Raw genomic sequence first — 24844 nt, forward strand, 5'->3', positions numbered from 1 at the left:
GGCCCACCAGAGGCCCTGTGCCCCCGTCCGGGACCCGACTGTACCGGCCCGGCGATCATGCCCCGGAGGAGCGGAGCGGACCGGGGCAGGCACAACTGCCCGGGGAATCACGTCGACCACATCCGCGTCCGCCGCCCAGCAGCACCCCGGGCCCGCGCCCGCGCCGCGGTCAGGGCGCCGGGCGCGCGGGCCCCTCTGCCACCGGCTTGGGCGGGTAGCGGACGTCGTCGATGTACTCCTGCGCGCGCTCGCGCACCACCGGCGGCAGCTCCCCCGGGAGAGGTCGGCGAGGGTGACGTGTTCCAGCACCTGACGCAGGCTCACCCGTACGGCCCGCCACACGTCCGGCAGGGCGGCGGCCGCCCCGGGGTAGCTGAGGCCGCCGAGGCTCAGGTCGTGCACGTTCGCCAGGGAGCCGTCCACGGCGCGGATCACATCCGCGAGGGTGATCTCGTCGGCGGGCCGGGCCAGGAAGTAGCCCCCTCGGGTCCGCGGACGCTGTGCACGAGCCGGTGCTGGCGCAGTTCGCGCAGGATGGACAGCAGGAAGCGCAGCGGGATGTCCTGGACCGCCGACAGGTGCTCCGCCTTGGTCGGCGCGGCCCCGGTCCCTGCCAGCTCCGCCATGGCGCGCACCGCGTAGTCCACTCTCGCCGATATCCGCATGCGCAGTAATGTCTCACGCCGCCCATGCCAGCGCTCTCCCCCGCTCCCTCGCTCCCCCGGCTCCCCCGCTCATCGTCCGCCGCCCGCGCGACGCGGGCCACTCCCGCCTCAACTGCCCCTACGGGCAACGCTATCTCCATATAGTTCATCGGGTTAGTAGAGAATGCGCCCGCCGGAGGAACTGGAGGAAGCGGTGTCCTTACGAGCTCACCAGGACCGGCAGACCGTCGCCGTGGTCGGCGCGGGAGCCGCCGGCACTCTCGTCGCCCTGCATCTGTGCGAGGCCGCCGCACGGCGGCCCGCCCGGCTGGAGGTCGTGCTGGTCGATCCGGCCCGGAGGCCGGCGCGGGGACCGCGTACGCGACACAGGACCCGCGGCACCGGCTCAACGTCCCGGCGGGCAACATGAGTTGCTACCCGGACGACGCCGGCCACTTCCTGCGCTGGCTCGTCCGCCACGGCGACCCCCGCGCGACCGCCACCGACTTCGTGCCGCGCGGGCGCTTCGGCGGCTATCTGGCGGACGCGCTCGCGGACGCGGCGGTACGGGCCCGTGGTGCGGCGGCGCTGCGGCACGTACGGGCGCGGGCCACCGGCTGCTCGTGGGCCGGTGCCCGAGCGGCGCTGGCGCTGTCCGACGGCTCCGTCCTGCACGCCGACGCCGCCGTCCTGGCCACGGGTCCGCTGACCGGCCGCGGCGGCTGGGTGCCCGGCGCGCTGCGCCGCTCCCCTCGGTTCGTGGCCGACGCGTGGGCGCCCGGCGCGCTCGACGGGCCGCTGGCCTGCGACCGCGACGTCCTCCTGGTCGGGACCGGCCTGACCGCGGTGGACGTGGCGCTCTCCCTCGACCGGCTCGGCCGCACCGTGCACGCCGTCTCCCGCACCGGCGCCCTCCCCCGGCCGCACGCCGCCACGCCGCTGCCTCCGGTGGCTCCTCCCGAGCCGCTGGAGGGACTGCCGCTGCGTCAGCTGCGGTGCCGCGTGTACCGGCATGTCCGCCGTACGGTGCGCAGCCACGGCGACTGGCGGCCCGCGCTGGACGGGCTGCGCCCGCTGACCGCCCGCCTCTGGGGCACCCTGACGCCCGAGGAGCGGGACGAGTTCCTGGCCAGGGACCGGTCGCTGTGGAACATCCACCGGCACCGCATGGCGCCCGCGACCGCGGAGGCGGTGGCCGGACTCAGGCGGGCGCGGCGACTGACCGTGTCCGCCGGCCAGGTCGCGTCCGTGGCCCAGGCAGACGTCGCGTCGCAGACCGGCGCCGTGAGCGACCGCGCGGACTCGGCGGCGGCGGACCTGTGCGTGACGCTGGACGACGGCCGGGTGCTGCGGGTCGGCTGGGTGGTGGACTGCACGGGCCCCGAGACCCACCCCGCCCGGTCCGGCGATCCGCTGCACCGCGGACTGCTGGAGGCCGGGCTCGCCGCCCCCGGCCCGCTCGGCATCGGCTACGCCACCGATGCCGACGGGCGGCTCCTCGGGCCCGGTGGCGACGCACGGGCACCGCTGTGGACCCTGGGCGCGCACCGGCGCGGCGAGTTGTGGGAGAGCACGGCGATCCCCGAGATCCGGGTGCAGGCCGCGCGCGTCGCGGAGGTCCTCGTCGACCGGCCGGCCGCCGCGGCCCGCGGCGCGGCCCACCCCGAGCCCGCCGGTCCGATGGGGCTGCCGCCGGCCACGTACGCGGCAGCGGCCGCCCGCGGGGCAGCGGTCCGGCCGGATGCCGACCGGTGACGTGCTGACCGCGGTCGCCGCAAGACGCCGGAGCGGCCCGGGACCCCGTTCACCGCGCCGCACAGCGTGGTGACGCAGGCCGCCCCTCGGGGCTTGCGCGCCCTCCCGGCCTGACCACCTGGGCACCACCCCAGCCTGCCCCCCCCGCCAGGGCACCACCCCGACCTGACCGCCTGGGCACCGCCCCGGCCTGACCCCGCCTGGGCTATCAGGCCGGCCTGACCCTCGCCAGGAGCCGAAGCCCGGGCCGACCGCCACGCGGACGAGTTCTCCGCCCGTAGGCATGCCCGTGCCCGACCGAGGGGACATAACACCATATGACGGATCTCTCGCCCCGCCTCCCGGACGGCATCACGGCCTGCCTGTTCGACCTCGACGGCGTGCTGACCCGGACCGCCGTCGTGCACGCCGCGGCGTGGCAGGCGACGTTCGACGCGTTCCTGCGCCGCCGGGAGGGAGCGGGCTTCCGTCCGTTCGACCCCGTGGCCGACTACGACGAGTACGTGGACGGCAGGCCCCGCGCCGACGGCGTGCGCACCTTCCTCGCCTCGCGCGGGATCCGGCTCCCCGAGGGCTCGGCCGGCGACCCGCCGGAGAGCGACACCGTCCAGGGGCTCGGCAACCGCAAGAACGCGCTGCTGCTGCGGATGATCCGCGACAAGGGCGTCGCGGCGTATCCGGGCTCCGTGCGCTTCCTGGAGGCGGTCCGCGCGGCACGGCTGCGCACCGCTGTGGTCTCCTCCAGCGCCAACTGCAAGGACGTGGTCGCCGCCGCGGGCCTGGAGCCGTATCTGGAGGTCCGGGTGGACGGCGTGGTCGCCGCCGAGCGCGGGCTCCCCGGCAAGCCGCACCCCGACACCTTCCTGGAGGCCGCCCGCATGCTGGGGGTCCGCCCGGCCCAGGCCGCCGTCTTCGAGGACGCGCTGGCCGGCATGGACGCCGGACGGTCCGGGCACTTCGGGTACGTCGTCGGGGTCGACCGGACCGGTCAGGCGCGAGCCCTGCGCGCGCACGGCGCCGACATCGTCGTGACGGACCTCGCCGACCTGCTGGAGGACATCCGTGATCACGCATGACGCGTACGCCGTCGAACCGTGGTGCGTGCGCGAGACCGAGCTGCACCTGGACGTGCTGCCGCAGAGCGAGTCGCTGTTCGCGCTCTCCAACGGCCATGTGGGCTGGCGCGGCAACCTCGACGAGGGCGAGCCGCACGGGCTGCCGGGCTCGTACCTCAACGGGGTGCACGAGCTGCGCCCGCTGCCGTACGCGGAGGCCGGTTACGGCTATCCCGAGTCGGGCCAGACCGTCATCGACGTCAGCAACGGCAAGCTGATCCGGCTGCTGGTCAACGACGAGCCGTTCGACCTGCGGTACGGGCAGCTCCTCAGCCACGAGCGGGTCCTCGACCTGCGCGCCGGAGTGCTGCAGCGCACCTGCGAGTGGAGCTCCCCGGCGGGCTGCACGGTGCGGGTGCGCTCCACCCGGCTGGTCTCCTTCACCCAGCGCGCGGTGGCCGCCATCGCCTACGAGGTGGAGGCGGTGGACTCCACGGTGCAGCTGGTGGTGCAGTCCGAGCTGGTGGCCAACGAGCAGCTCCCGCCGGTGGTCGGGGACCCCCGGGTCGCGGCCGCCCTGGAGTCGCCGCTCGACCCGGAGGAGCACGCCGCCCAGGGCAGCCGGCTGCGGCTGGTGCACCGCACCCGGCGCAGCGGGCTGCGGGTCGCGGCGGCCGCCGACCACGTGGTGCGGGCGTCCGACCTGCGCAGCACGTCGAGTGAGAGCAGCGACGACCTGGCCCGGCTCACCGTCACCTGCGTACTGCGGCCGGGTGAGTCGATGCGGCTGGAGAAGATGGTGGCGTACGGCTGGTCGGGCGCACGGTCGGTGCCCGCCGTACGGGGCCAGGTGGACGCCGCGCTCGCCGGGGCGCGCAGCACCGGCTGGGACGGGCTGCTGGCGCAGCAGCGCGCGTACCTGGAGGACTTCTGGAGCCGGGCGGACGTGGAGGTCGAGGGGGACGCGGAGATCCAGCAGGCGGTGCGGTTCGCGCTGTTCCATGTGCTGCAGGCCGGGGCCCGCAGCGAGCGGCGGGCCATTCCGGCGAAGGGGCTGACGGGTTCGGGATACGACGGGCACTCCTTCTGGGACACCGAGACCTTCGTGCTGCCGCTGCTGACGTACACCGCGCCGGACTCGGTGGCCGAGGCCCTGCGCTGGCGCCAGTCCACCCTGCCCGCCGCGCGGGAGCGCGCCCGCCAACTGGGGCATCAGGGCGCCGTGTTCCCCTGGCGGACCATCGACGGCGCCGAGTGCTCGGCCTACTGGCCCGCCGGTACCGCCGCCTTCCACGTCAACGCCGACATCGCCGACGCCGTGGTGCGCTACATCGCGTGCACGTCGGACGCCGACTTCGAGCGGGACACCGGGGTGGAACTGCTCGTGGAGACGGCCCGGTTGTGGCGGTCGCTGGGCCACCACGACCACCACGGACGGTTCCACATCGACGGGGTCACCGGCCCGGACGAGTACAGCGCGCTCTCGGACGACAACGCGTACACGAACCTGATGGCGCAGGCGAACCTGCGCGCGGCCGCGGACATCACCGAACGCCATCCGGAGCAGGCCGCGGCGCTGGGCGTGGACGACGAGGAGGCGGCGGCGTGGCGGGACGCCGCCGAGGCGATGACCATCCATATCGACCACAATCTGGGCGTGCACGCCCAGTCGGCGGCCTTCACCATGCATCAGGTGTGGGACTTCGCGGGCACCCGCCCGGACCAGTACCCGCTGATGCTGAACTTCCCGTACTTCGACCTCTACCGCAGGCAGGTGGTCAAGCAGGCCGACCTGGTCCTGGCGATGTTCATGCGCGACGACGCCTTCACCGAGGAGGAGAAGGCCCGCAACTTCGCGTACTACGAGGCCCTGACGGTCCGCGACTCCTCGCTCTCGGCGTGCTGCCAGGCCGTCATCGCCGCCGAGGTGGGCCATCTGCGGCTGGCCTACGACTACGTGGGCGAGAGCGCGCTGATGGACTTGAAGGACCTGGAGAACAACACCCGGGACGGGCTGCACATCGCGTCGCTGGCCGGGACGTGGATCGCGCTGGTCGCGGGCTTCGGCGGGCTGCGGAACCGCGCCGGCGTCCTGCACTTCGCCCCCAAGCTGCCGGAGAAACTGGCCCGGCTCGCCTTCTCCGTGCAGGTGCTGCGGCGCCGCCTGCGGGTGGAGATCCAGGACTCGGAGGCCACGTACAGCCTCCTGGCGGGCTCGCCGCTGGAGATCTGCCACTACGGGCAGCGGCTGACGGTCTCCGAGAAGAGCCCGCAGCGCCGTTCCGTACCGGAGGTGCCGTCGCTGCCCGAGCCCCAGCAGCCGCCGGGCCGCCGCCCGACCCGCCGTCACTGACGTGCCCCATCACCGCTGGCCATTGGCCGTCGGCCGGAACCCGTCGGCGCCCGGCTGCGTCCGTTGCTGACGACAGGTCCGGCTACGGAAAGGCAGGCAAAGGTGGCTGGAATCAGGGTCGTGGGCGACGCGCTGGAACTCCCCGGCGGGGCGCAGGTGCGGTTCATGCGGACCCTCCGCATCCCCGAGACGGGTACGTATCCGCTCCCGCCGGGGCTGGGGGCGTTCCCGCTGCGCCGGGTGGAGGACTACCCGCACACCGTGCCGGAGGAGTGGCGGCGGCGCGGCGGGGTGATGCTGCCGGTGTATCAGCGGGAGGCCATGTGGCTGAACTTCTCGGCGGTGACGCCGGTCGCGCTGAAGGTCGGCGTCGGCAAGGTGTGCGCCGTCTCCGGGAAGCCGTGGAGTCCGGCCCTGGGCCGGCGGCCGCAGAACTATGTCGCGGTGCCGCAGCAGCCCTGGCTGGACGGCATCAACTCCGGTGACGGCTTCATCCGCCAGTTCGTGGCGGTGCCGATGGGCCTGGGGGCCACGGTGGAGGGCCAGGTCACCGGCGAGGAGCGGTGGGGCGGGGTGCAGCTCGCCGTCCACGAGCTGACGGACGCGGCCCGCGCGACCTGGCAGCGGACGCTCCCGCCGTACCCGCCGTCCGACGGCGGCTACGGGGCGCCGCCGCCACCCCCGCCCGGGGCGGCACCGGGCGGCCCTGCGGCACCGGGCGGCCCTGCGGCACCCGGCGGCTACGGCTGCCCTCCGCCATCGCCGGGCGCGGCACCCGCGGCCCCGGCCGCACCCGGGTGTGCGCCGCCTGCCGCCGTCCGGTCCATGGGGCTGGGGGCCGGCGGCCGGATGCGGCAGGAGGTCTACGCGGACCAGCGGCCGCTGTCGGACTACCAGGCCGAGCCCAGCGGCCGGGTCTTCGTCCACCTGGCGTCGGCCGCCCAGTGGTGGCAGATCACGGGCGAGGCGCCGCCGCCGACCCCGGTGACGCCGCAGGCGTACGCCCAGCAGGGGCTACCGTGGTTCGACTACTACGACGCCGACGCGGCGGACCTGCCCGCCTCGGCGGAACTCGCCGGGGTCAGGCCCACCGGTCACTGGCTCGCGGACGAACAGCCGGGGTGGACGCCGCCGGCACCGCCGCCGGCGGTCCAGCTCAAGGACGAACGGCCGGTGAGCGACGGCGAGTGGTGAGCCGCGGGGGACGGTGACGGGGTGCCCGCTCCCGTCCCCCGTTCCCGTCCCCCCACTCCTCCCTCCACTCCTCTCCCCGCTCCTGTCTCCCGTGCCCCTCCGGCACCCGTCGTAGACTCGTGCCCCACTGCCCAGCCAGCCCCAGTTCCCGCGTCCGCCCCCGCCCACCGGAGCAGCCGTCATGCACCCGTACTCCGTCAACCGACCGGGCGGGACCGCCTCCGGCGGCGTCCCGCCGCGGGCGGGTTGCCCGGGGGCACGGGCGGTGGTAGAGGCACCATGCCGCGTGGCCCGTGGCCCGTGGCCCGTGGCCCGTGGCCCGTGGCCCGTGGCCCGTGGCCCGTGGCCCGTGGCCCGTGGCCCGTGGCCCGTGGCCCGTGGCCCGTGGCCCGTGGCCCGTGGCCCGTGGCCCGTGGCCCGTGGCCCGTGGCCCGTGGCCCGGGTCTGCCGGGACGCGCGGGGCCGCCTGAGCCCCGCAGCGGCGACACGGCTCCGGGCGGCGGGACGGGAGCGCCGTCATGGTCGCTGACCAGCCACTGCGCGTACCGATAGGTCCCGACGCCGACCGCTGGCGCACCTTCCCCCACGAGCGGCTCCTCGTGGCGGCCGCCCGGACCGTGACGTCGACCGTCCGGCTGCTGGACGTCCTGCCCGACCTGCTGCGCGGAGACGAACGGGTCGGCACCGTCTTCGCCTTCGACCCCTCCTCCGCCTTCAACGACGGCGTGTACGACCTGTTGCGCGCCGCGGGCTGCCGGATCATGCCGTGGGAGCAGCTCGCCGCCATCAGCCCCGATCTCGTGATGTCCGCGAGCGAGAACATCGACGTCCCCGACGGGGAGTACCCCGTGCTCGTCCTGCCGCACGGGGTGGGGTTCCACAAGTCCGTACCCGACTCCCGCAGCCACCGCGAGCGGCTCTCCGGAGTGGTCTCCGACGCCCTTCTGGAGAGCGGCCGGGCCTGGATGACGGTCTCTCACCCCGACCAGGCCGACCAGTTGGCGCGGGCCCATCCCAAGGCCGCCGGGCGAACGCTGCTCGTCGGCGACCCGTGCCACGACCAGCTGCTCGCGAGCCTCGACCGCCGCGACGGCTACCGGCGCGCGCTCGGCCTGGAGCCCGACCACCGCCTGCTGGTGCTCAGCTCCACCTGGCGCGAGACCTCGCTGCTCGGCCAGGACCCGGGGCTGCCCGGCCGGCTCCTGGCCGAACTGCCCGCGGACACCTGGCGCGTGGCCGCCATCGCGCACCCGAACGTGTGGTCCGCGCACGGCGCCTGGCAGCTGCGTACGCTCCAGGACGCCGCCGAGGCGGCGGGGCTGCTCATGGTCCCTCCGGTCAGGGACTGGCAGGCCGTGCTGATCGCGGCGGACGTCGTCATCGGCGACCACGGGTCGGTCACCCTGTACGGGGCGGCCGTCGACCGTCCCTTGCTGCTGGGCGCGTTCGGCGCGGACGCGGTGCCGGGTACGCCGATGACGGAGCTGGGGCGGACCGCGGCCCGTCTCGACCGGCGCCGTCCCCTGCGCGGCCAGGTCGACGAGGCGCTCGCGGGGCACCGGCCCGGCCGCCTCGCGCACATCACCGACCGCGCGTTCGCGTGCCCCGGCACGGCCCTCGCCGCCCTCCGCACGCACCTCTACGAGCTTCTGCGGCTGCCCGAACCGGCCGGGGCGCCGCCTGTCCCGACGTACCCGCCGCCGCGGGTCCGCCTCACGCCGCCGACCGCCCTGGCGACGTACAGCGGCGCGGCCGAGGAGGGCGGGCGCGTGGTGGTCGACGTCGAACGGTTCCCGGCCGCCGTCGAGTGTCGGCGGCCGGAGACGCCCGAGCGGTTCCGGCACCTGTCGTGTGCCGAGACCCCCTCGGACCGGGGGCTGCGGGACAGCGCTTCCGTACTGACCGCCGCCGCACCGGCACAGACGGCGGTGACCGCGATCCGCTGGATCGAGGACACCCTGCTCGCGCATCCGGGAAGCCGGGTGGCGGCGGTCCCCTTCGCGGGCGGATGCCTCGTCGGGCTGCGGGACGGGCGGGTGGTGGAGACGGCGGCCACCGGCGGGCTGACCGATCCGGCGCTGCACGCGGCCGTCGTCTACACGCTGCTGCGGGCGGGGCTGCCGCCGGCCGGACCGGTGAGCTTGCGCGTCGGCCGCCGCGAGGAGGACGTGGAGCTACGGGTCAGACCACGCCCGCGCTGACCGGACCGGAGGGGGCCACCACGCCGTGACCTGCGGGGACAGCCAGGGCCCGCGTGCGGCCCGCCGCCGCGGGTGCGCCAGGCGGTCCAGGCTGACAGCGGGGCCGGCACGCCCTGACCAGCCCGCCACGGGGCTACGCCGTGGCCTGCCCGCGCCCACAAGGCCACGCCCCTCCCGTCCCGGTGCCGCCAGGGCTGACGCGCGGTCAGCCCTCCTCCAGCGCCGCCAGCGCTTCGCGTACCCGCCCTGCCCTCGGGCTGCCGCCCTCCTCGTAGATCTCCAGGGCGCGGGACCAGTGCTCGCGCGCGGCGGCCGGGTCGTCCGCCCGCGCGCACAGCCGCGCCAGGCTCTCGCACGCCAGCGCCTCGTGGTGCGTGGAGCGCTCCTGCCGCAGCATGCCGATGGCCTCGCTCAGCGCGATCGCCGCCAGGTCGGTCTCGCCCAGGGCCACGTGCGCGTCGCCGACCGCGTGCAGGGCGCGCCCTGCCATCCGCACGTCGCCGACGCCTCGCAGTCCGCGGATCGCCTCGCGCAGCGTCGTCAGGGCCGTGGCGTGGTCACCGCTGGCGTCCTGTGCGCAGCCGAGGAAGTACCGGGCGATGGCGGCTCCCCGCCGTTCCTCCGCCCTCTCGTTGAGCTCCAGCGAGTGCTGGTAGGCGGCGATTGCCCGGTGCCGGTCGACACGGTCCCAGTAACGGCCCAGGAACTCCTGCACGGAGGCCCGCAGTACGAGGTGCGCGCTGCGGTCGGCCAGTTGCTGGGCGGCCTCCAGTTCCTCCCGCGCCGCGTCGTACTCGCCCAGGTCCATCAACGGGCGGGAGAGCAGGCTGCGCAGCCGGGCCTCGGCCGCCGCGTCGCCGTCCCGGGCCGCCGCGGCGGCGCCGATCCTGGCGGCCTCCGCCCAGTCGCCCAGGATCCGGTCGTGGAGGAACAGGACGATGAGGGTCTCGGCCAGCTGCCAGATCTGTCGGTCCAGGCCCTGCTCGCCTCGCGTCGGCCGGTCCTGCTCCTGCTCCTGCTCCTGCTCGTCCAGCGTCGGCCTGGCCGGACCCTCCTCGCCCCGCACCAGCCGGTCCAGGCCCTGCTCGCCCCGCGCCTGCCGATCCGCCGCCCTCAGCAGCGCCATGGCGTTGGCGCGCTCCGTCGCAAGCCAGTCCAGCGCCGCGTCCTTGCCCGCCGCGCCGAACGGGTCGTCCCGGCCCTGGAGGAGCGCGTCGACGTCGGTGATGCGCAGCCGGTCCGCCCTGATGGCCCGGTCCGCGGCGGCCGTCCGGACCACGTAGAGGGTCAGGACCCGGCGCAGCGCGTCCCGCTCCGGCTCGCCCGCCACCGCGGCCTGTTCGCGGGCGTGCAGCCGGACCAGGTCGTGGAACGCGTAGCGGCCGTCGGAGGCGATGTCGAGGAGGCTGGCGTCCGCCAGCCCGTCCAGCAGCCCCTGTGCGGTCGCGGGTTCGAGATCCGCCGCCGCGCCCGCCGTCCACGCGTCGTAAGTGCGGATCGGCAGCGGCCCCAGGCACCGGTACATGCGGGCCTCGTCCGGCGCCAGGCCGCGGCAGGCGACGGTGAGCATGGCGGCGATGCCCCGGTCGGTGCCGTGCGACAGGCCGCTCAGGCGCCTGCTCTCGTCCGACAGTTCGTCGGCGAGCCCGCTCAGGGACAGCCGCCTGCCGCGGATCAGGCGGGCGGCGGCGAGGTGGAGGGCGACCGGCAGGCCGCCGCAGGCCGCCACGATCCGCCGGGCCGCCTCCGGCTCCGCGGCCATCCGCTCGGGGCCGCACAGCGTGGACAGCAGACGCATACCGGCGTCCGGGCCGAGGGGTTCCAGCGGCATGAGCCGGGCTCCGTCCAGGAGGAGTTCGGCGAGCTGCTCACTGCTGGTGGCCAGCACGGCGCTGCCGGGCGAGTTGAAGGCGAACGTGGTGACGTGGGCCGGTTCGCTGACGCCCTCCAGGACGAGGAGCGGGGGTCGCTGCGCGGTCTTCGTCCGGAGCAGGCCCACACGCTCCGACAGCGACGGCGGAATGAAGTCCACGTCGACGCCGAGGGACCGCAGGAGGCGGTCCGCCACTTCCGACAGGTCGACTCCACCGCCGAGCCGCCGCAGATCGCCCACGTCGACGTACAGCTCGCCGCCGGGGAAGCGGCCGCGCACGGACTCCGCCCAGTGGCGGGCCATGCCCCGCTTCCCCACGCCCGGCAGTCCGGTCAGCACGCAGACGCGGGTGGAACCGCCGTGGTCCGGAGCCAGCCAGCCGCTCACGGCCGCCAGCTCCTCGTCCCGGTTCTCCCAGAACGGCGTGCCGCCGGGCACCTCGTGCGGGACGTCGGGAGGTGACGGAGGCAGCGGTGACGGCGGGCGGTAGTAGTGGTGGTGCGTCGAGATGTCGCCGGTCCGCCCTGCCTGGACGACCGGGCCGGTGACCGTGCCGGACAGCTCGTTCCCCACCTGCGGCGCGTCCGCGGGACCGCCGTCTCCGCCGCCTCGGGCCGCGTCCTCGGCGTCGTTATCGCTGTGCATCGCCACGCCCCCCATGTGTGCCGCGTGTTGACAACTGCCCGTAGGCACAGACCACCCGTACACGCTACTGGAGCGGGCGGCGCCGGACCGCGCGTACACGCCCGCAGGCTATGCCGGAGCGGGCGGAATGATTATCGTTACGATCCCTGCCCAACGGTCGAGTCTCGGAGTCGCTGTGCCCCCACACAAGAGCGAGTCGGTACGGAGGTGCCCGCCGCGGCGCACAGCGCGCCCGCGCGCCCGCGCGGGGCACCCGCTGTCATGGCATTGGCGGGCCGGACGGGATTCCTCGCCCTCGCGATCGCCGGCGCGGCGGTCCTGGGCAGCGGGCGCTGGTTCGACGCCCCCGCCCTCGAGGCGTGGCGGACGGTCTGCGTGGCCATCGCGTTGCAGGCCCTGCCGTTCCTGCTGCTGGGCACCGTCCTCTCCGCCGCGATCGGCGCCTTCGTGCCGGCCCACTTCTTCGCCAAGGCGCTGCCCAAGCGGCCCGCGCTGGCCGTGCCGGTCGCCGGCGCGGCCGGAGTGGTGCTGCCCGGGTGCGAGTGCGCGTCGGTCCCGGTGGCCGGGAGCCTGATCCGCCGCGGCGTGGCGCCCGCCGCGGCGCTGACGTTCCTGCTGGCGGCCCCGGCGGTGAATCCCATCGTGCTGACCGCGACGGCCGTGGCCTTCCCCAACGACCCCGCCATGGTGGCCGCCCGGCTCGTCGCCTCGCTCGCGACCGCCGCGGCCATGGGCTGGCTGTGGCTGGCGTTCGGGCGCCCGGAGTGGCTGCGGCTGCGCCCCCGGCACACCGGGCACCAGCCGGGGCAGAGCCGGTGGGAGGAGTTCCGGCTCGGCTTCCAGCACGACTTCCTGCACGCCGGCGGGTTCCTGGTCCTCGGGGCCATGGCCGCGGCCACCTTCAACGTCGCCGTGCCGCGCACCGTCCTGGACGCGTTCGCCGACCGACCCTGGCTGTCCGTGCTGTTCCTCGCCGCCCTGGCCGTCATCCTGGCGGTCTGCTCGGAGGCGGACGCCTTCGTCGCCGCCTCGCTGACCGGCTTCTCGCCCACGGCCAGACTCGCGTTCATGGTCGTCGGGCCGATGGTCGACCTCAAGCTCATCGCCCTGCAGGCGGGCACCTTCGGATCGGCGTTCGCCGTCCGCTTCTCCGCGGCGACGGCGGTCGTGGCCGTCGCCTGCAGCGTCCTGATCGGATGGTGGATCCTGTGAAGCGCCAGGTCGAGATTCTCCTCCTCACCATGGCGGGCGCCGCCGTCCTGCGGATCTCGCTGTTCGGCGACGTGTATCTGCGGTACGTGAAGGAAGGGCTGCGGCTCCCGTTGATCGCCGCCGGGATCGTGCTGATCGCCCTGGGCCTGGCCGGCGCCTGGCGGGACGGCTTCCCGTTCCCGTACGAGCGGGCCGCGGTCGCGTCCGGCCGCGACGGCGCCGAGGACGCGCACGGCGACGGGCCGGCGCAGGGCGACACCCGAGACGCCCACGGCCACGCAGAGGTCGGGCAGGATCCGCAGAGCGAGCACGGACACGAGCACGGACACGGCCACGACCACTCGCGCGGGCCGAGCGTCGCGTGGCTGCTCTTCCTCCCCGTCGTCGGCCTGTTGTTCTCCGCCCCGCCCGCTCTCGCCTCGTACACCGCCGAGCGCCAGCGCCCCATGGCGGTCGAGGAGCAGGCGCGGTTCGACCCGCTGCCGGCGGGCTCGCCCCTCCCCATGACGCTGCTGGACTTCTCGACGCGAGCCGTGTGGGACAAGGAACGCAGCCTGAAGGGCCGTACGGTGCGGATGACCGGGTTCGTGACGCGCGGCAAGGGCGAACGCTGGTATCTGACCCGGTTGATGCTCGGCTGCTGCGCGGCCGACGCCCAGGCCATCAAGGTGGAGATGAACGGCGGGAGTCCACCGTCCTCCGGGGCCTGGGTGACCGTGACCGGCACCTGGCGCCCGAGCGGCGAGCCGGGCACCGCGAAGGCGCGCGCCGCGCTCGATGTGACCGGTCTGCGCCGGATTCCGGAGCCCGAGAATCCCTATAACGACACGGCGGGCTGAGCGGCAGGCGGCCCGCGAGGCCGCGACCGCTGAGCAGCACCGGACCCCCTCCCTGGCGAATCCCTCCTGACAAATCCTCAACCCCTGGCGACCGCACTATGCTTGGCCGGGCGCACATATTCCATATCGGCCCGGTTCCAGGGAGGGCGAGTCCGGTGAGCGGTCTCAGCAAGGGGCTCAGGAAAATCGAGGTGGCACTTCGGTGGGACCCCAGTCCCAGCGGCACGCCCGCCAATGATCTCGACATCGTGGCCGCCACCTACACGGCGGACGCCCCGCACGGCGAGCCCGCCTACCTGGTGCACTTCGACAGCCGGTCCCCGGACGGCACCATCACGCTCAACAGGGACAGCCGCACGGGCCTGGGCTTCGGCGCGGACGAGGTGATGACGCTGGAACTCGACCGGTTGAGCACGTCCTACATACGGGTCGTGGTGGGCGTCGCCATCCAGCAGCGCGAGGGACGCAAGACCTTCGGCGAGGTGGCGAACACCGACGTCCGATTCAGGGAAAACGGCCTGGAGTTCGCGCGGTACGACTTCTCGGATGTCGGCGCCTCCACCGCCGTGAAGGTGGCGGAGTTCACCCGGGACAATGCGGGAGCATGGGAATTCCGGCAGGCCGTCAGGGGATTCGACACCGAACCCGCGGCCTTTGCCGGGCTGATGGGCGGCCCCGCCGCCTGACGCCCCACGCGCGAAGCGGCCGCGGTCGGCTACTGGCGGCTCAGGGAGCGGGTGATGCCGGCCGCGGTCGTCGTGGCCAGGATCCAGCCGGTGACGACCAGCAGGTACGACAGCCACTGGAACCAGCCCTGGGGCGCGAAGGCCGCCTCCTGTCCGAAGCCGATGATCGGCAGCAGCAGGTCGAGGGTGTAGAAGACGGGATTGAAGTCGGGGGCCTCGTCGGCCTTCAACGGGCGCGGATGCCGCACGGCGAACGCGAGCGCGCCGACGAGCAGCAGCGCCAGCAGCCATCCGGCGGCGCGCATCGGGCGGAAGCCGTAGCCGACGGTCACGTCCTGGAGGTGGCCCCAGACCCTGGCGTACCAGGGCAGGGTGTGGCGGTGGCGGCGGAGCTTGGCGAGCTGGACGGCGCGGGCCGCGGCCTCGTCGCCCGCCGTGCGGTACGCGGCGGCGAGTTGCTCGTACGAGTACGACACGTAGCCGGCGCGTTCGCGCTCCAGCACCGGGAGCCGTTCGGCGGCGGGCAGATGCGGCAGCAGCGAGCCGTAGCCGAGCCTGTCCAGCTTGACCTCGTCCGGCCAGACCTCCGGCGGGACGTAGAGGACGTCGAACTGGGCGCGGCGGAGGTTGACGGCGCCCACGACGGGCTTCGCCTCCCGCAGCCACATCTCGCCCGCGACGCAGCTGCTGACGCGCAGCGCGACCCCGCCGGGGTTGGCGAGCGCGGCGTAGGCGAAGTTGAGCTGGCCGTTGATCCTGGCGCCGCGCAGGTCGACCCTGCCGTGGGCGCGCAGCCGCATCGCGTGCAGATCGGTGCCGACGTTGAGGGTCTCGGCCTGGAGCGCGTGGCCGCCGGGGGCGGTGAGCTGTGCGTCGTTGAGGTTGACCTGTCCACCGACGGTGCCGCCGTTCAGCCGGACCTCGCCGTGGGCGACCAGACCGGGAGCCCACAGGTCAGCGCTGATATCAGCGTGGTTGAGCTGGAGAACCGATTCCTGGGGCTCCTCCGTGCTCGCCGGATCACCGAGGTGGACCCCATTAGCGAGGACCGCACCGGCGATCCGCGCCCCGGCCAGCCGTACCGGGCCCGTGATGCGGCAGCAGGTGAGGCGTAGCACCCCATCGACGTTCAGGTTCCCAGCAGTGAGCCCCGGCAGGACCGAGTCGCTCAGGGCCAGGACGCGGACACGCGCCCCATACAGCTCCGGGGTCTGCTCGAAGTGGCAGGACCGCAGCCGTACGGGGTGCTCAACCGTCCCATACTTGAGGTTCAGCTCCCCGGTGATGCGCGCGCCCCACACCTTCAGACCCGCTATCTCGCCGTCTCGTGACGGCCCGTCGAGCAGCAGCGCCCGCAGCACCCGGGCGCGTACGGTCCGCTCCGGCCCCAGGACGCGCCGGTGGCGGGGTCGTCGTCCGCGCCGTCCCGGAAGTCGACGCCCTCGCCGAGGGGGAACGCCTGCCAGACGCGCCGTTCAGCCGGTGTCAGGTCGGTGATCTCCACCGGCGGGATGCTGTCGCGGCGGCGTACACCCTGTCAAGAAATGTTAGGTTAGGCTCACCTTACTTTCAGTTGCCTTCCGGGGAGGGAGTCCATGCCGGTGCACGACCCGGTCGTCCAGGGGGAGTTCACGGGCCGTGTCGCGCTCGTGACCGGGGCCGGGCACGGCATCGGCGCGGCCGTGGCACGGGCACTGGCCCGGCTCGGCGCCACCGTGGCCGCAGCCGACCGCGACGCCGACACCCTCGGAGAGCTCTCCGGCACCTGGCGCGACGCGTGTGCGGCCCGGCAGGGCGAACCCGGTGCGGCAGCCCGGGCCGGCGCCCTCGCCCCGTACCGGCTGGACGTCACCGACCGTGCCGCCGTGGACGCCACCGTGGCCGCGGTCGAGCGCGATCACGGTCCCCTGGACATCCTGGTCAACGTCGCCGGGGTGCTCCGCACCGCGCCGGCCGCCGAACTCAGCGACCAGGACTGGGCGGACACGTTCGCCGTGAACACCACCGGCGTCTTCCACACCTCCCGTGCCGTGGCTTCCCGGATGGCCATGCGCCGGAGCGGATGCATCGTCACCGTCGACGCCGGCACCGCCGGCATCCCGCACGCGGGCATGGCGGCGTACGCCGCGTCCAAGGCGGCCGCCGGCATGTTCACCAAGTGCCTGGGCCGCGAGCTGGCGCGCAGCGGAGTCCGCTGCAACGTGGTCGCCCCGGGCGCCGCGGACACGCCGACGGACCGGGCCGCCGGTGGCCCCCTCCCCCGCGCCGCAGCGCCGCGGGACATCGCCGACGCCGTCGTCTTCCTCGCCTCCGACCGGGCCCGGCACATCACCATGCAGGATCTGTACGTCGACGGGGCCACCGCGCTGCGCTGACGCCCGCGCTGCGCTGACGCCGCCGCGCGCCCGTGCCCTGGTCAGGCTGCGGTGGCGACCGGGGTGAGCACGACGAAGTCGGCGCCGGACGGGTCGACGCAGACCGCCAGCCGGCCGACGTCCTGCGCGTCCTCCGGGCCCATCTGCACGCGGCCCTCGTGCCCGGTGACCTTGGCGACGGTCCCGTCGCAGTCCTCGACCGCGAAGACCGGGTGCCAGTAGGGGCGGCCGCCGGTCAGCTCGAGGGCCTGGGCGGGCAACTGCATCAGGCCGCCCTGCATCCGCTCCTCGCCCTGCCCTGCCGGGGTGATGAGCGAGTACGTCCCGCCGCCGCCCGGCAGCGGCACATCGTTGGTCCGCCAGCCGAAGAGGCCGCCGTAGAACTCCTTCGCGGCGGCCGCGTCGGTCGTGTACAGCTCGGTCCAGCACAGCGCGCCCGGCTGGTCCGCCGCGTCCATCCCCTTGTACCGACCCGGCTGCCAGACGGCGAACTGGCCGCCCTGCGGGTCGCTGAACTGGGCCATCCGCCCTTCACCGTCGGCGTCGACCGGAGCGACCCGCACCGTGCCGCCCGCCGCCTCCACGGCCCGGGTCGTCGCGTCGGCGTCCCGGGTGTGGAAGTAGATCATCCATGCCGAGCGGGCGCCCGCCTCGGTGAGCGGGCCGATCCCGGCGACGGTCTTGCCGTTCATCTGGAAGGTGCCGTATTCGCTCTGATCCTCGCTCATGGGCCGGAACTCCCAGCCGAAGACCGAGCCGTAGAACGCGGCTGTGGCGGCGACATCGGGTGCCCCGAGATCGATCCAGCAGGGCGAACCGGGTACGAAGTCAGTGGTGATCATGACGATTCCCTTCACGGATCCCTGATGTACTCAGCGTGACACCCGCCACTGACAATCGCCCGTCGGAACCCCGGCGTCAGCCGTCTTCCGGTCCCGCGTTCGAGATTTCGAACATAGTTCGAATAATCGTCCAGCCCGTAGAGGCACGGCGAAGGCACGTCAAGGGCGCCGACAAGCCGCTTGAGCCGTTCTCCACCAGCCTCTGATATGCCGTCGGCAACCGACATCCGGGGGACGAGGGCTGAGGTGACGTGGTGTGAGATGGGGCTTCACCGGATCGGCGGAGACCGCGGACGACGAGCGGTGTTCGGAGTCGGAACGGCTGCTCTTCGGCGGGCCGTTGCGGTACGACATGGGATGGAACCGGCACGACGGGTCGTTCCTCGAGCTGACGCTCCGGTCGATGGTGCGGCGATTACCGCATCTGCTCGGCACCACGGTGCGCCTGGCGCACCAGGCCGATCCGCGCGCGCTGCGGGTCGTCGCGGCGGCGGAGTCCGGCCGCGGGATCGCCCAGGCCGTCGGCCTGGTCGCGGTCAACCAGGTGCTGGCGCACCTGCTCGACGGCGGCACCACCGCCGACCGGCTCGCCGCCGCCCTGCCCGCCATGGTGGTGGTGGCGCTCTCCGCGATGGTCGGGGCGCTGCTGCGCTCGGCGTCCACGGCGGGCACCGGCCGCCTCGAGCCGAAGGTGGAGCGGGTGGCGACGGAGGCGTATCTGGAACGGGTGGCGCGGGTGGAGCTCGCGGCCGTGGAGGACCACGAGTTCCACAAGCTCCTGGACTCCGCCTCCTGGGGCGCCTCGGCCGCCCGGCGGCTGATCAAGTACTGCACGTCGGTGGTGAACGCGCTGATCTCGCTCGTCGCCGCCGCCGGGGTGCTCGCGGCCCTGCACCCGGTGCTGCTGCCCCTGCTGGCCCTGATGACCCTGCCCAGCGCGTGGAGTTCGCTGACCATCGCCCGCCGCCGCTACCGCTCCTTCCACAGCTGGGTCCAGCACGCGCGGGCCGGCCAGTTGCTGGGGCGGATCCTGATCGACACCCAGGCCGCGCCGGAGGTCCGCGTGCACGGTGTGGCGCCGTTCCTGCTGCGGCACTACCGCGCGATGTCGGAGGCCGGTGAGCACGAGCAGACCCGGCTCGCCCGGCTCGCCGCGCGTACCGGGCTGCTCGCGGCCTGCGGCACGGGCCTGGCGGCGGCGGCCACCTACGGGGCGCTGGGGCTGCTGCTGTGGACGGGCACGATGGCGCTGTCCGCGGCCGGCACGGCCGTCATCGGGATCCGCTCCGGGGCCGCCAGCCTCGACAGCCTCGTCCTCCAGGTCAACTACCTGTACGAGGAGAGCCTGTTCGTCGGGGACCTGGAGCGGCTGTGCACCGAGGCGGACCGCCGGCTGATCCCCACCGGCGGCCGGGACCTGCCCGCCAAGGTCGGGCGGATCCGCTTCACGGACGTCACCTTCTCCTACCCCGGCAACAACAGCGGCCCGGCGCTGAAAGGAGTGAACGTGACCATCCCGGCCGGGCGGACCATCGCGCTGGTGGGCACCAACGGCAGCGGCAAGTCGACGCTGGCCCGGCTGCTGTGCGGGCTGTACGCCCCGGACAGCGGCACCGTCCACTGGGACGACGTGGACGCCACGGAGGCGGACCGCGCGCAGATCTTCGACCGGATCGCGGTGGTCAGCCAGGACTTCTACCGGTGGCCGTTCACGGCCCGGGTCAACGTCGGCATCGGCCGCACCGGCACCCCGGTCTGCGACGAGCAGTTGGAGGCGGCGGCCCGCTACTCCGGGGCGGACGAGGTGATCACGGACCTGCCGCACGGGTGGGGCACGCTGCTGGCCCGGGGCTACCGGGGCGGGCACCAGATCTCCGGTGGCCAGTGGCAGCGGCTGGGCATCGCCCGCGCGCGGCTGCGCGACGCCCAGATCCTGGTCGTCGACGAGCCGACCAGCGCGCTGGACGCCGCCGCCGAGCAGCAGGTCTTCGACCGGATCCGGGACCTGGCCGCCGACGGGCAGACGGTCATCCTCATCACCCACCGGCTGCACAGCGTCCGGCACGCCGACGAGATCTACGTCCTCCAGCACGGCCAGGTCGCCGAGCACGGCACCTTCGACGAGCTGATGGACCCGGCGACCGGCACCGGGGCGTTCCGCGACATGTACCTGCTCCAGCTGAACGCCTACCAGCCCTGCCCGAACGGGGGTCAGGCGTAGCAGGACAGCGGGCGGCCGCCGTTGTAGGCGATCATGTCGTCCAGTGCCCTCCGGGCGTCCATCGGGGCCCCGGGGGCCGCGCCCTCCAGTTCGGCGTAGGCGCGGTGCAGGTTGCCCACGATCCGCTCGCGGTCGGCCAGTTCCGCGTACGGTCCCAGGTCGGTCTCGCGGGCCGTCTCCAGCGGGGTCAGGCCCGCCGCGCGGCCGCGGGCCGCGGTGTCCTGGACGAACCGGAGGTAGCCCAGGACGGTGTCGATCAGCTCGGGCCCGGCGACCGGACCGTGCCCGGCCACGATGGTCTGGGCGCCCAGGGGCCTGATCACGTCCTCCAGCACGCTGACGGCGCCCGCGAGCGAGCCCTGGACGAGGAACGGGGTGCCGCCGTTGAACAGCAGGTCGCCGCAGAAGAGGACCCGGCGCTCGGGGATCCAGACGATCGAGTCGTTGGTGGTGTGCGCGGCGGTGCCGACGTGCCGCACCTCGCAGCGCAGGTCGTCGACCCACAGGGTGACGCCGTCGGTGTAGGTGAGGAACGGCGGCTCCAACTGGATGTCGCCCCACTCGACGTCGGTCCAGTACGGCGCCGAGCGGGGGCGGCCCCAGTCCCGTATCCCGGCCCGCACGCCCTCGTGGCCCACGATGGTGGCGCCGCGGAAGAGGTGGTTGCCGAAGGTGTGGTCGCCGTGGTGGTGGGTGTTGACCAGGGTGCGCACCGGCTGCGGCGTGACCGCCTTGATCGCGTCGAGGTAGGCGCGGGTGCGGCGCTCGGTGGCACAGGCGTCGACGCTGATCACTCCGCGTTTGCCGACGAGGAAGCCGGTGTTGTTGATCCACCAGGTGCCGTCGGGCTGGACGTACGCGTAGATGTCCGCGGCGACCTCCTCGACCCGGGGCGCCGCGGGGGCGGTGACGTCGTGCGTACTGCTGCTCATCGGTGACGGCTCCTCAACGTGGGACGGCGGCGGGCGGGGTGCCCTGCGGCGGCCACGCGGCGGGGGTCGCACCGGCGCGCGGACCGCGGGTCCCATCGTCCTCGATCTGCGAGGGCGCGGCGGGGAGTTCGGGGATCCCGCCGGTACTTCCGCCCGTACGGCACACGTGCCGGGGCCGCGCCGGGCGGGTCGTCGGGCGGGCACGGGCGCGGGGCGGCAGGCAGGCGGCGGGGCCGGGCGCGCTGGGGCCCGGCTCGCTGGAACCGGGCACGCGGGGACCGGGCACGCGCGCGGCGGGCGGCTCCGCCGGGCCGGACACCGCGCCGTCGACCGCCGGAGCGGGGGCAGCGGGTGTCGCGGCGGGCCGCGTGAGCAGGACCACGCCGCGGGCCGCCAGGGCCGCCCCGGCCACGGCCGCCGCGACTCCGGCCGCCCCGCCGTGGAGCCGCTCGCCCAGCAGCGCGAGCCCGATGACGGCCGCGGCAACCGGGTTCGCGAGGGTCACCACGGCGAGCGGCGCGCCGAGCCCGTCCCGGTAGGCGGTCTGCGCCAGCAGCAGCCCGCCCGCGGCGAAGACCGCGACGAGCAGCGCCACGAGCAGCACGCGCGTCGGGGGTCCGGCGCCGTCCGCGGTGAGCGCCACGGTGACGGTCTGGGTGAGCGCCGACGCGACACCGGAGGCGATGCCGGAGGCGGCGGCGTGCCGCAACCCCGGGCGCGCCCCGGGCCGGGCGAGTACGGCGATCAGTACGGCGCTCACGGCCGCGACGCCCAGCGCCTGGCGGGCCCCGAGCGTGTCCTGGGGCGCGGCGGCAGACGTGGCTGTCAGCAGGGCGGCGAGGCCTACGAGAGTGCCCGCCGTGCCGCGTCGTTCGGCGCGGGTGACCCGGCGCCCGGCGCGGTGCGCGCCGAGCGGCACGGCCGCGACCAGGGTCAGCGCGCCGAGCGGCTGGACGAGGGTGAGCGGCCCGAACCTCAGGGCTGCCACGTGCAGCGCCGCTCCCGCCGCGTTCAGCCCGACCGAGCCCCACCAGGCGCCGCTGCCGAGCAGCCGCAGCAGACCCGTCCGGTCCGCGCGGGCGCGGGACGCGAGCCGTTCCTGGGCGACCGCGGCGGCGGCGTAGGCCACGGCGGAGACCAGGGAGAGGACGACGGCTATGCCGGTCGCGCTCACCTCCATCAGCCCGTCCCCTCGTATCGCGGTGGTGGCGCGCGCCGGAACGCGCACCCATCGATACAGGAGTGTACCGATACAGCGATGTACCGATACACTCGCGTACCGATACACTGGCGTATCGAGAACCGTCAGGCCGAGAGGAGGGACCATGCCCGCACAGGACATCGCGGTCCCCGCTCGCCGCTCCAAGATCACGCCGGAACGGGAGCGGGAGTTCTACGAGGCCGTGCTCGACCTGCTCAGGGAGGGCGGCTACGACGCGGTGACCATGGAGGGCGTCGCCGCCCGGACCCGCGCCAGCAGGTCGACCCTCTACCGCCAGTGGCAGACCAAGCCGCGGCTGGTCGCGGCCGCCCTGCGCGGCACCCGCCAGGTGCGGCTGGCCGGCATCGACACCGGCTCACTGGCCGGTGACCTGCTCGCGGCGGCGCGCGCCATGGGCGACTGCTCCGGAATCGACACCACGCTCCAGCACGCGCTCGGCCATGCCGCCCTCAACGATCCCGAGCTGATGGACGCGCTGCGCGAGGCCCTGGTCGAACCCGAACTGGCAGCGGTCGAGTCGATGGTCCGACGCGGCGTGGAACGCGGCGAGGTCGACGCGGACGACCCGGCGCTGGAGTTCGTCGCGGCGCAGTTGTTCGGAGCCATGCGCATCCGGCCGATCCTGGAAGGCCCGTACGCGGACGAGGAGTACCTCACGCGGTTCGTCACGGCGGCGCTCCTCCCCTCGCTCGGACTCTCCGGGCACCCCTGATCCGCGGGCCGTCGCGAGAGCGGAGACGGCCCGCATGCGCCGCCCCCTGGGGACGGGGGCGGCGCACACGCTTTCCGGACGGCCCGCACGTGGACCGGGACCTCTTCCAGGACCGGCACGCCGGGTGGGTCAGCCGTCCTCGCCGCCGACCAGCATCTGGGAGGCGGCGAGTTCGCGGTACAGCTCGTCGGTCTCCACCAGCTCGCGGTGGCTGCCCGCGGCCCGGACGCGGCCGTGCTCCAGGACCACGATCTGGTCGGCCCCGGTCACCGTCGACAGCCGGTGGGCGATGAGCAGCACGGTGCAGGTGCGGGCGGCCTGGTCCACCGCCTCGCGCAGCGCCCGCTCGTTGCTGGCGTCGAGCGCGGCGGTGGCCTCGTCCAGCAACAGCACCTCCGGTTTGCGCAGCAGGGCCCGCGCGATGGCCAGCCGCTGGCGTTCGCCGCCGGACAGGGTGACGCCCCGGGTGCCGACCTCCGTGCGCAGGCCGTCGGGAAGGCGGGCGATCAGCGCGTCCAGGCGGGTCAGCCGCAGGGCCTCGGCGATGTCCTCGTCGGTGGCGTCGGTGGCGGCGTACCGCAGGTTGTCCTCGATGGTGCCCGCGAGCACCGGCGAGTCCTGCTCCACGTAGGCGATCCGGCGGCGCACCTCGGCCCGGGGCAGGGTGGCGATGTCCACGCCGTCCAGCAGGATCCGGCCCGACTCGGGTTCGTAGAAGCGCTGGAGCAGCGCGAACATGGTGGTCTTGCCCGCCCCGGACAGCCCGACCAGCGCGGTCTGGGTGCCGCCGGCGACGGTGTAGGAGATGCCGCGCAGGGCGGGTCCGCGGCCGGGGTAGCCGAAGCGCACGTCGCTGAACTCGACGGTCGGCGGCAGGGCGGGGCGGGCCGGGAGCGGTTCGTCCCGGGCTCCGGTGTCCAGGTCCACGTCCTCCTCGATCGGCATGCCGCCGACCTGTTCGATGCGGCCCACGGCGCCGAGTCCCTGCTGGAGCATGCTCAGCCCCGACACCAGGGAGCCGATCGGGCTCGCCAGGTAGAAGACGTACAGCAGGAAGGCGATCAGCTCGGGCGCGCCGAGGTCTCCGGAGGCGACGAGGGCGCCCCGGCGCCGAGTACGGTGAGGAAGGCGAGCTGGACGGAGACGCCGGAGAGGATCTGCACCACGGCGACGTAGCGGGCGCCGGTCAGTCCGGCCCGGTACGCCCCCTCGATGGCCTCCTCGGCCAGCTCGGTCTCGCGGCGTTCGGCTCCGTTGGCCTTGACGGTGCGGGCCGCGCCCAGGGTGCGGTCCAGGGCGGCGCCGACCGCGCCGACGGACTCCTGCGCGCGGGCCACGGCGCCGCTGATCCGGGGCAGGACGAGCAGCATCCCGACGGCGACGGTGAGCAGGACGGCGAGGGTGATGCCGAGCAGCCCCAGGTGGACCACGCCCATCAGCGCGATCGCGCCCACGATGCTGAGCGTGCCGTTGGCGACCATGACCAGGCCGTCGGTGGCGGCGTTCTGCACCAGGGTGCTGTCGGAGGTGACCCGGGCGATGAGGTCGCCCGGGGGCCGGCGGTCCAGCTCCGGCACCCGCAGCCGGATCATCCGGAAGACCAGGTCCCGGCGGATCTGCCGGACCACGCGTTCCGCGGTGCGCTGCTGCCACCAGGACTGGAGTCCGGTGAGTCCGGCGCCGAGCACCACCAGGGCGGCCAGCAGCAGGACCGGTCCGACGACGCTGTCGCCGTCGGCCAGCCCCTCCAGGACGTGCTGGGCGACCAGCGGCTGCACCAGGCCGGCGGCGCTGGCCACCAGGACGAGGAACAGGGTGGCGGTGAGCACCATCCGGTGCGGGCGGGCGTACCGCAGCAGCGTCCGTATGGGGGCGGAGGCGCCGGGCTCGGCAGTGCCGTCGGGCGCCTCGGGCGCGCTTGCGCCGTCGGAATCGCCGGGCGGGCGGGTGCCGTCGAAATCGCCCGGCGGCCGCGTGCCGTCGGGATCGCCGCCGGGAGCCGCGGGCGTGTCCTTGCCTCCGGCCGGTGGCGGGAGCTGAGTCCGTGGGTCGGCGGGGGTGTCGGATGCCGTTGTCATGTGTG

The 24844-nt window shown here is 74.5% G+C and carries 17 protein-coding genes and 3 pseudogenes; 12 read left to right on the forward strand and 8 right to left on the reverse strand.

Annotation, left to right across the window (positions count from 1 at the left end; all coding sequences use genetic code 11):
• Positions 1 to 336: 336 nt before the first annotated feature.
• Positions 337 to 665 (reverse strand): annotated as a pseudogene (locus Q3Y56_RS02590) (Rrf2 family transcriptional regulator); the annotation flags it as partial.
• Positions 666 to 828: 163 nt separating this feature from the next.
• On the opposite strand from Q3Y56_RS02590, the pseudogene Q3Y56_RS33330 reads away from it, so the two are divergent.
• The 6 genes and pseudogenes from Q3Y56_RS33330 to Q3Y56_RS02615 form a co-directional block, all read left to right on the forward strand.
• Positions 829 to 951, forward strand: a pseudogene (locus Q3Y56_RS33330) (hypothetical protein); the annotation flags it as partial.
• Positions 942 to 2399: an FAD/NAD(P)-binding protein gene (locus Q3Y56_RS02595; protein WP_369696701.1), complete on the forward strand. Its 1458-nt coding sequence runs from the start codon at positions 942 to 944 to the stop codon at positions 2397 to 2399. The pseudogene Q3Y56_RS33330 and the gene Q3Y56_RS02595, both read left to right, overlap by 10 nt.
• 317 nt (positions 2400 to 2716) lie before the next feature.
• Positions 2717 to 3475 carry a beta-phosphoglucomutase family hydrolase gene (locus Q3Y56_RS02600; protein WP_304460350.1) on the forward strand — a complete coding sequence of 253 codons (759 nt, stop codon included), beginning with the start codon at positions 2717 to 2719 and terminating at the stop codon, positions 3473 to 3475.
• Complete coding sequence (locus Q3Y56_RS02605) at positions 3462 to 5807, forward strand: glycoside hydrolase family 65 protein (RefSeq protein ID WP_304460351.1); 2346 nt, start codon at positions 3462 to 3464, stop codon at positions 5805 to 5807. The genes Q3Y56_RS02600 and Q3Y56_RS02605 overlap by 14 nt, the downstream gene beginning before the upstream one ends.
• A 102-nt stretch (positions 5808 to 5909) precedes the next feature.
• Positions 5910 to 7001 carry a hypothetical protein gene (locus Q3Y56_RS02610; protein WP_304460352.1) on the forward strand — a complete coding sequence of 364 codons (1092 nt, stop codon included), beginning with the start codon at positions 5910 to 5912 and terminating at the stop codon, positions 6999 to 7001.
• 518 nt (positions 7002 to 7519) lie between these two features.
• A complete protein-coding gene (locus tag Q3Y56_RS02615; RefSeq protein ID WP_304460353.1) occupies positions 7520 to 9202 on the forward strand; it encodes a CDP-glycerol glycerophosphotransferase family protein in 1683 nt (560 codons plus the stop codon).
• A gap of 205 nt (positions 9203 to 9407) precedes the next feature.
• On the opposite strand, the gene Q3Y56_RS02620 is transcribed toward Q3Y56_RS02615, so the two are convergent.
• Entirely contained in the window at positions 9408 to 11720 is a 2313-nt protein-coding gene (locus tag Q3Y56_RS02620; RefSeq protein ID WP_304460354.1) for a tetratricopeptide repeat protein, read from the reverse strand.
• 261 nt (positions 11721 to 11981) lie between these two features.
• Between Q3Y56_RS02620 and Q3Y56_RS02625 the strand changes: the two genes are divergently transcribed.
• The 3 genes from Q3Y56_RS02625 to Q3Y56_RS02635 all read left to right on the forward strand — a co-directional run bounded on the left by Q3Y56_RS02625 (position 11982) and on the right by Q3Y56_RS02635 (position 14457).
• Complete coding sequence (locus Q3Y56_RS02625) at positions 11982 to 12932, forward strand: permease (protein WP_304460355.1); 951 nt, start codon at positions 11982 to 11984, stop codon at positions 12930 to 12932.
• Complete coding sequence (locus Q3Y56_RS02630; RefSeq protein WP_304460356.1) at positions 12929 to 13771, forward strand: TIGR03943 family protein; 843 nt, start codon at positions 12929 to 12931, stop codon at positions 13769 to 13771. The genes Q3Y56_RS02625 and Q3Y56_RS02630 overlap by 4 nt, the downstream gene beginning before the upstream one ends.
• A 155-nt stretch (positions 13772 to 13926) precedes the next feature.
• Entirely contained in the window at positions 13927 to 14457 is a 531-nt protein-coding gene (locus Q3Y56_RS02635; protein WP_304460357.1) for a TerD family protein, read from the forward strand.
• A 29-nt stretch (positions 14458 to 14486) separates the two neighbouring features.
• On the opposite strand, the pseudogene Q3Y56_RS02640 reads toward Q3Y56_RS02635, so the two are convergent.
• Positions 14487 to 15961, reverse strand: a pseudogene (locus Q3Y56_RS02640) (membrane-associated oxidoreductase).
• Positions 15962 to 16052: 91 nt separating this feature from the next.
• On the opposite strand from Q3Y56_RS02640, the gene Q3Y56_RS02645 reads away from it, so the two are divergent.
• Positions 16053 to 16832 carry an SDR family NAD(P)-dependent oxidoreductase gene (locus Q3Y56_RS02645; RefSeq protein WP_304460358.1) on the forward strand — a complete coding sequence of 260 codons (780 nt, stop codon included), beginning with the start codon at positions 16053 to 16055 and terminating at the stop codon, positions 16830 to 16832.
• A 41-nt stretch (positions 16833 to 16873) separates the two neighbouring features.
• On the opposite strand, the gene Q3Y56_RS02650 is transcribed toward Q3Y56_RS02645, so the two are convergent.
• Positions 16874 to 17674 carry a VOC family protein gene (locus tag Q3Y56_RS02650; RefSeq protein ID WP_304460359.1) on the reverse strand — a complete coding sequence of 267 codons (801 nt, stop codon included), beginning with the start codon at positions 17672 to 17674 and terminating at the stop codon, positions 16874 to 16876.
• A gap of 352 nt (positions 17675 to 18026) precedes the next feature.
• Here Q3Y56_RS02650 and Q3Y56_RS02655 point away from each other — a divergent pair, with 352 nt between their 5' ends.
• A complete protein-coding gene (locus Q3Y56_RS02655; protein ID WP_304465450.1) occupies positions 18027 to 19895 on the forward strand; it encodes an ABC transporter ATP-binding protein in 1869 nt (622 codons plus the stop codon).
• On the opposite strand, the gene Q3Y56_RS02660 is transcribed toward Q3Y56_RS02655, so the two are convergent.
• Together Q3Y56_RS02660 and Q3Y56_RS02665 are read right to left on the reverse strand one after the other, a co-directional pair.
• Positions 19886 to 20827, reverse strand: a complete 942-nt coding sequence (locus Q3Y56_RS02660; RefSeq protein WP_304460360.1) for an MBL fold metallo-hydrolase — start codon at positions 20825 to 20827, stop codon at positions 19886 to 19888. The two genes, Q3Y56_RS02655 and Q3Y56_RS02660, sit on opposite strands and share 10 nt — an antisense overlap.
• Positions 20828 to 20840: 13 nt before the next feature.
• A complete protein-coding gene (locus Q3Y56_RS02665; protein ID WP_304465451.1) occupies positions 20841 to 22001 on the reverse strand; it encodes a hypothetical protein in 1161 nt (386 codons plus the stop codon).
• A 151-nt stretch (positions 22002 to 22152) separates the two neighbouring features.
• Between Q3Y56_RS02665 and Q3Y56_RS02670 the strand changes: the two genes are divergently transcribed.
• A complete protein-coding gene (locus Q3Y56_RS02670) occupies positions 22153 to 22761 on the forward strand; it encodes a TetR/AcrR family transcriptional regulator (protein ID WP_304460361.1) in 609 nt (202 codons plus the stop codon).
• Positions 22762 to 22890: 129 nt separating this feature from the next.
• Here Q3Y56_RS02670 and Q3Y56_RS02675 read toward each other — a convergent pair whose 3' ends face one another.
• Together Q3Y56_RS02675 and Q3Y56_RS02680 are read right to left on the reverse strand one after the other, a co-directional pair.
• Entirely contained in the window at positions 22891 to 23757 is an 867-nt protein-coding gene (locus Q3Y56_RS02675; protein WP_304460362.1) for an ABC transporter ATP-binding protein, read from the reverse strand.
• A 65-nt stretch (positions 23758 to 23822) separates the two neighbouring features.
• Positions 23823 to 24839, reverse strand: coding sequence for an ABC transporter ATP-binding protein (locus Q3Y56_RS02680; protein WP_304460363.1), 1017 nt, complete (start codon positions 24837 to 24839; stop codon positions 23823 to 23825).
• Between the last annotated feature and the right edge of the window lie 5 nt (positions 24840 to 24844).

This window comes from Streptomyces sp. XD-27, assembly GCF_030553055.1.
Taxonomy (GTDB): domain Bacteria; phylum Actinomycetota; class Actinomycetes; order Streptomycetales; family Streptomycetaceae; genus Streptomyces.

What these genes read in the sequence shown, in the direction of transcription:
- Q3Y56_RS02660 (WP_304460360.1), bottom strand. Translation starts at nt 20,827, where the DNA reads ATGAGCAGCAGTACGCACGACGTCACCGCCCCCGCGGCGCCCCGGGTC.
- Q3Y56_RS02670 (WP_304460361.1), top strand. Translation starts at nt 22,153, where the DNA reads ATGCCCGCACAGGACATCGCGGTCCCCGCTCGCCGCTCCAAGATCACG.
- Q3Y56_RS02600 (WP_304460350.1), top strand. Translation starts at nt 2,717, where the DNA reads ATGACGGATCTCTCGCCCCGCCTCCCGGACGGCATCACGGCCTGCCTG.
- Q3Y56_RS02650 (WP_304460359.1), bottom strand. Translation starts at nt 17,674, where the DNA reads ATGATCACCACTGACTTCGTACCCGGTTCGCCCTGCTGGATCGATCTC.
- Q3Y56_RS02615 (WP_304460353.1), top strand. Translation starts at nt 7,520, where the DNA reads ATGGTCGCTGACCAGCCACTGCGCGTACCGATAGGTCCCGACGCCGAC.
- Q3Y56_RS02655 (WP_304465450.1), top strand. Translation starts at nt 18,027, where the DNA reads ATGGGATGGAACCGGCACGACGGGTCGTTCCTCGAGCTGACGCTCCGG.
- Q3Y56_RS02645 (WP_304460358.1), top strand. Translation starts at nt 16,053, where the DNA reads ATGCCGGTGCACGACCCGGTCGTCCAGGGGGAGTTCACGGGCCGTGTC.
- Q3Y56_RS02625 (WP_304460355.1), top strand. Translation starts at nt 11,982, where the DNA reads ATGGCATTGGCGGGCCGGACGGGATTCCTCGCCCTCGCGATCGCCGGC.
- Q3Y56_RS02680 (WP_304460363.1), bottom strand. Translation starts at nt 24,839, where the DNA reads ATGACAACGGCATCCGACACCCCCGCCGACCCACGGACTCAGCTCCCG.
- Q3Y56_RS02675 (WP_304460362.1), bottom strand. Translation starts at nt 23,757, where the DNA reads ATGCTCCAGCAGGGACTCGGCGCCGTGGGCCGCATCGAACAGGTCGGC.
- Q3Y56_RS02620 (WP_304460354.1), bottom strand. Translation starts at nt 11,720, where the DNA reads ATGCACAGCGATAACGACGCCGAGGACGCGGCCCGAGGCGGCGGAGAC.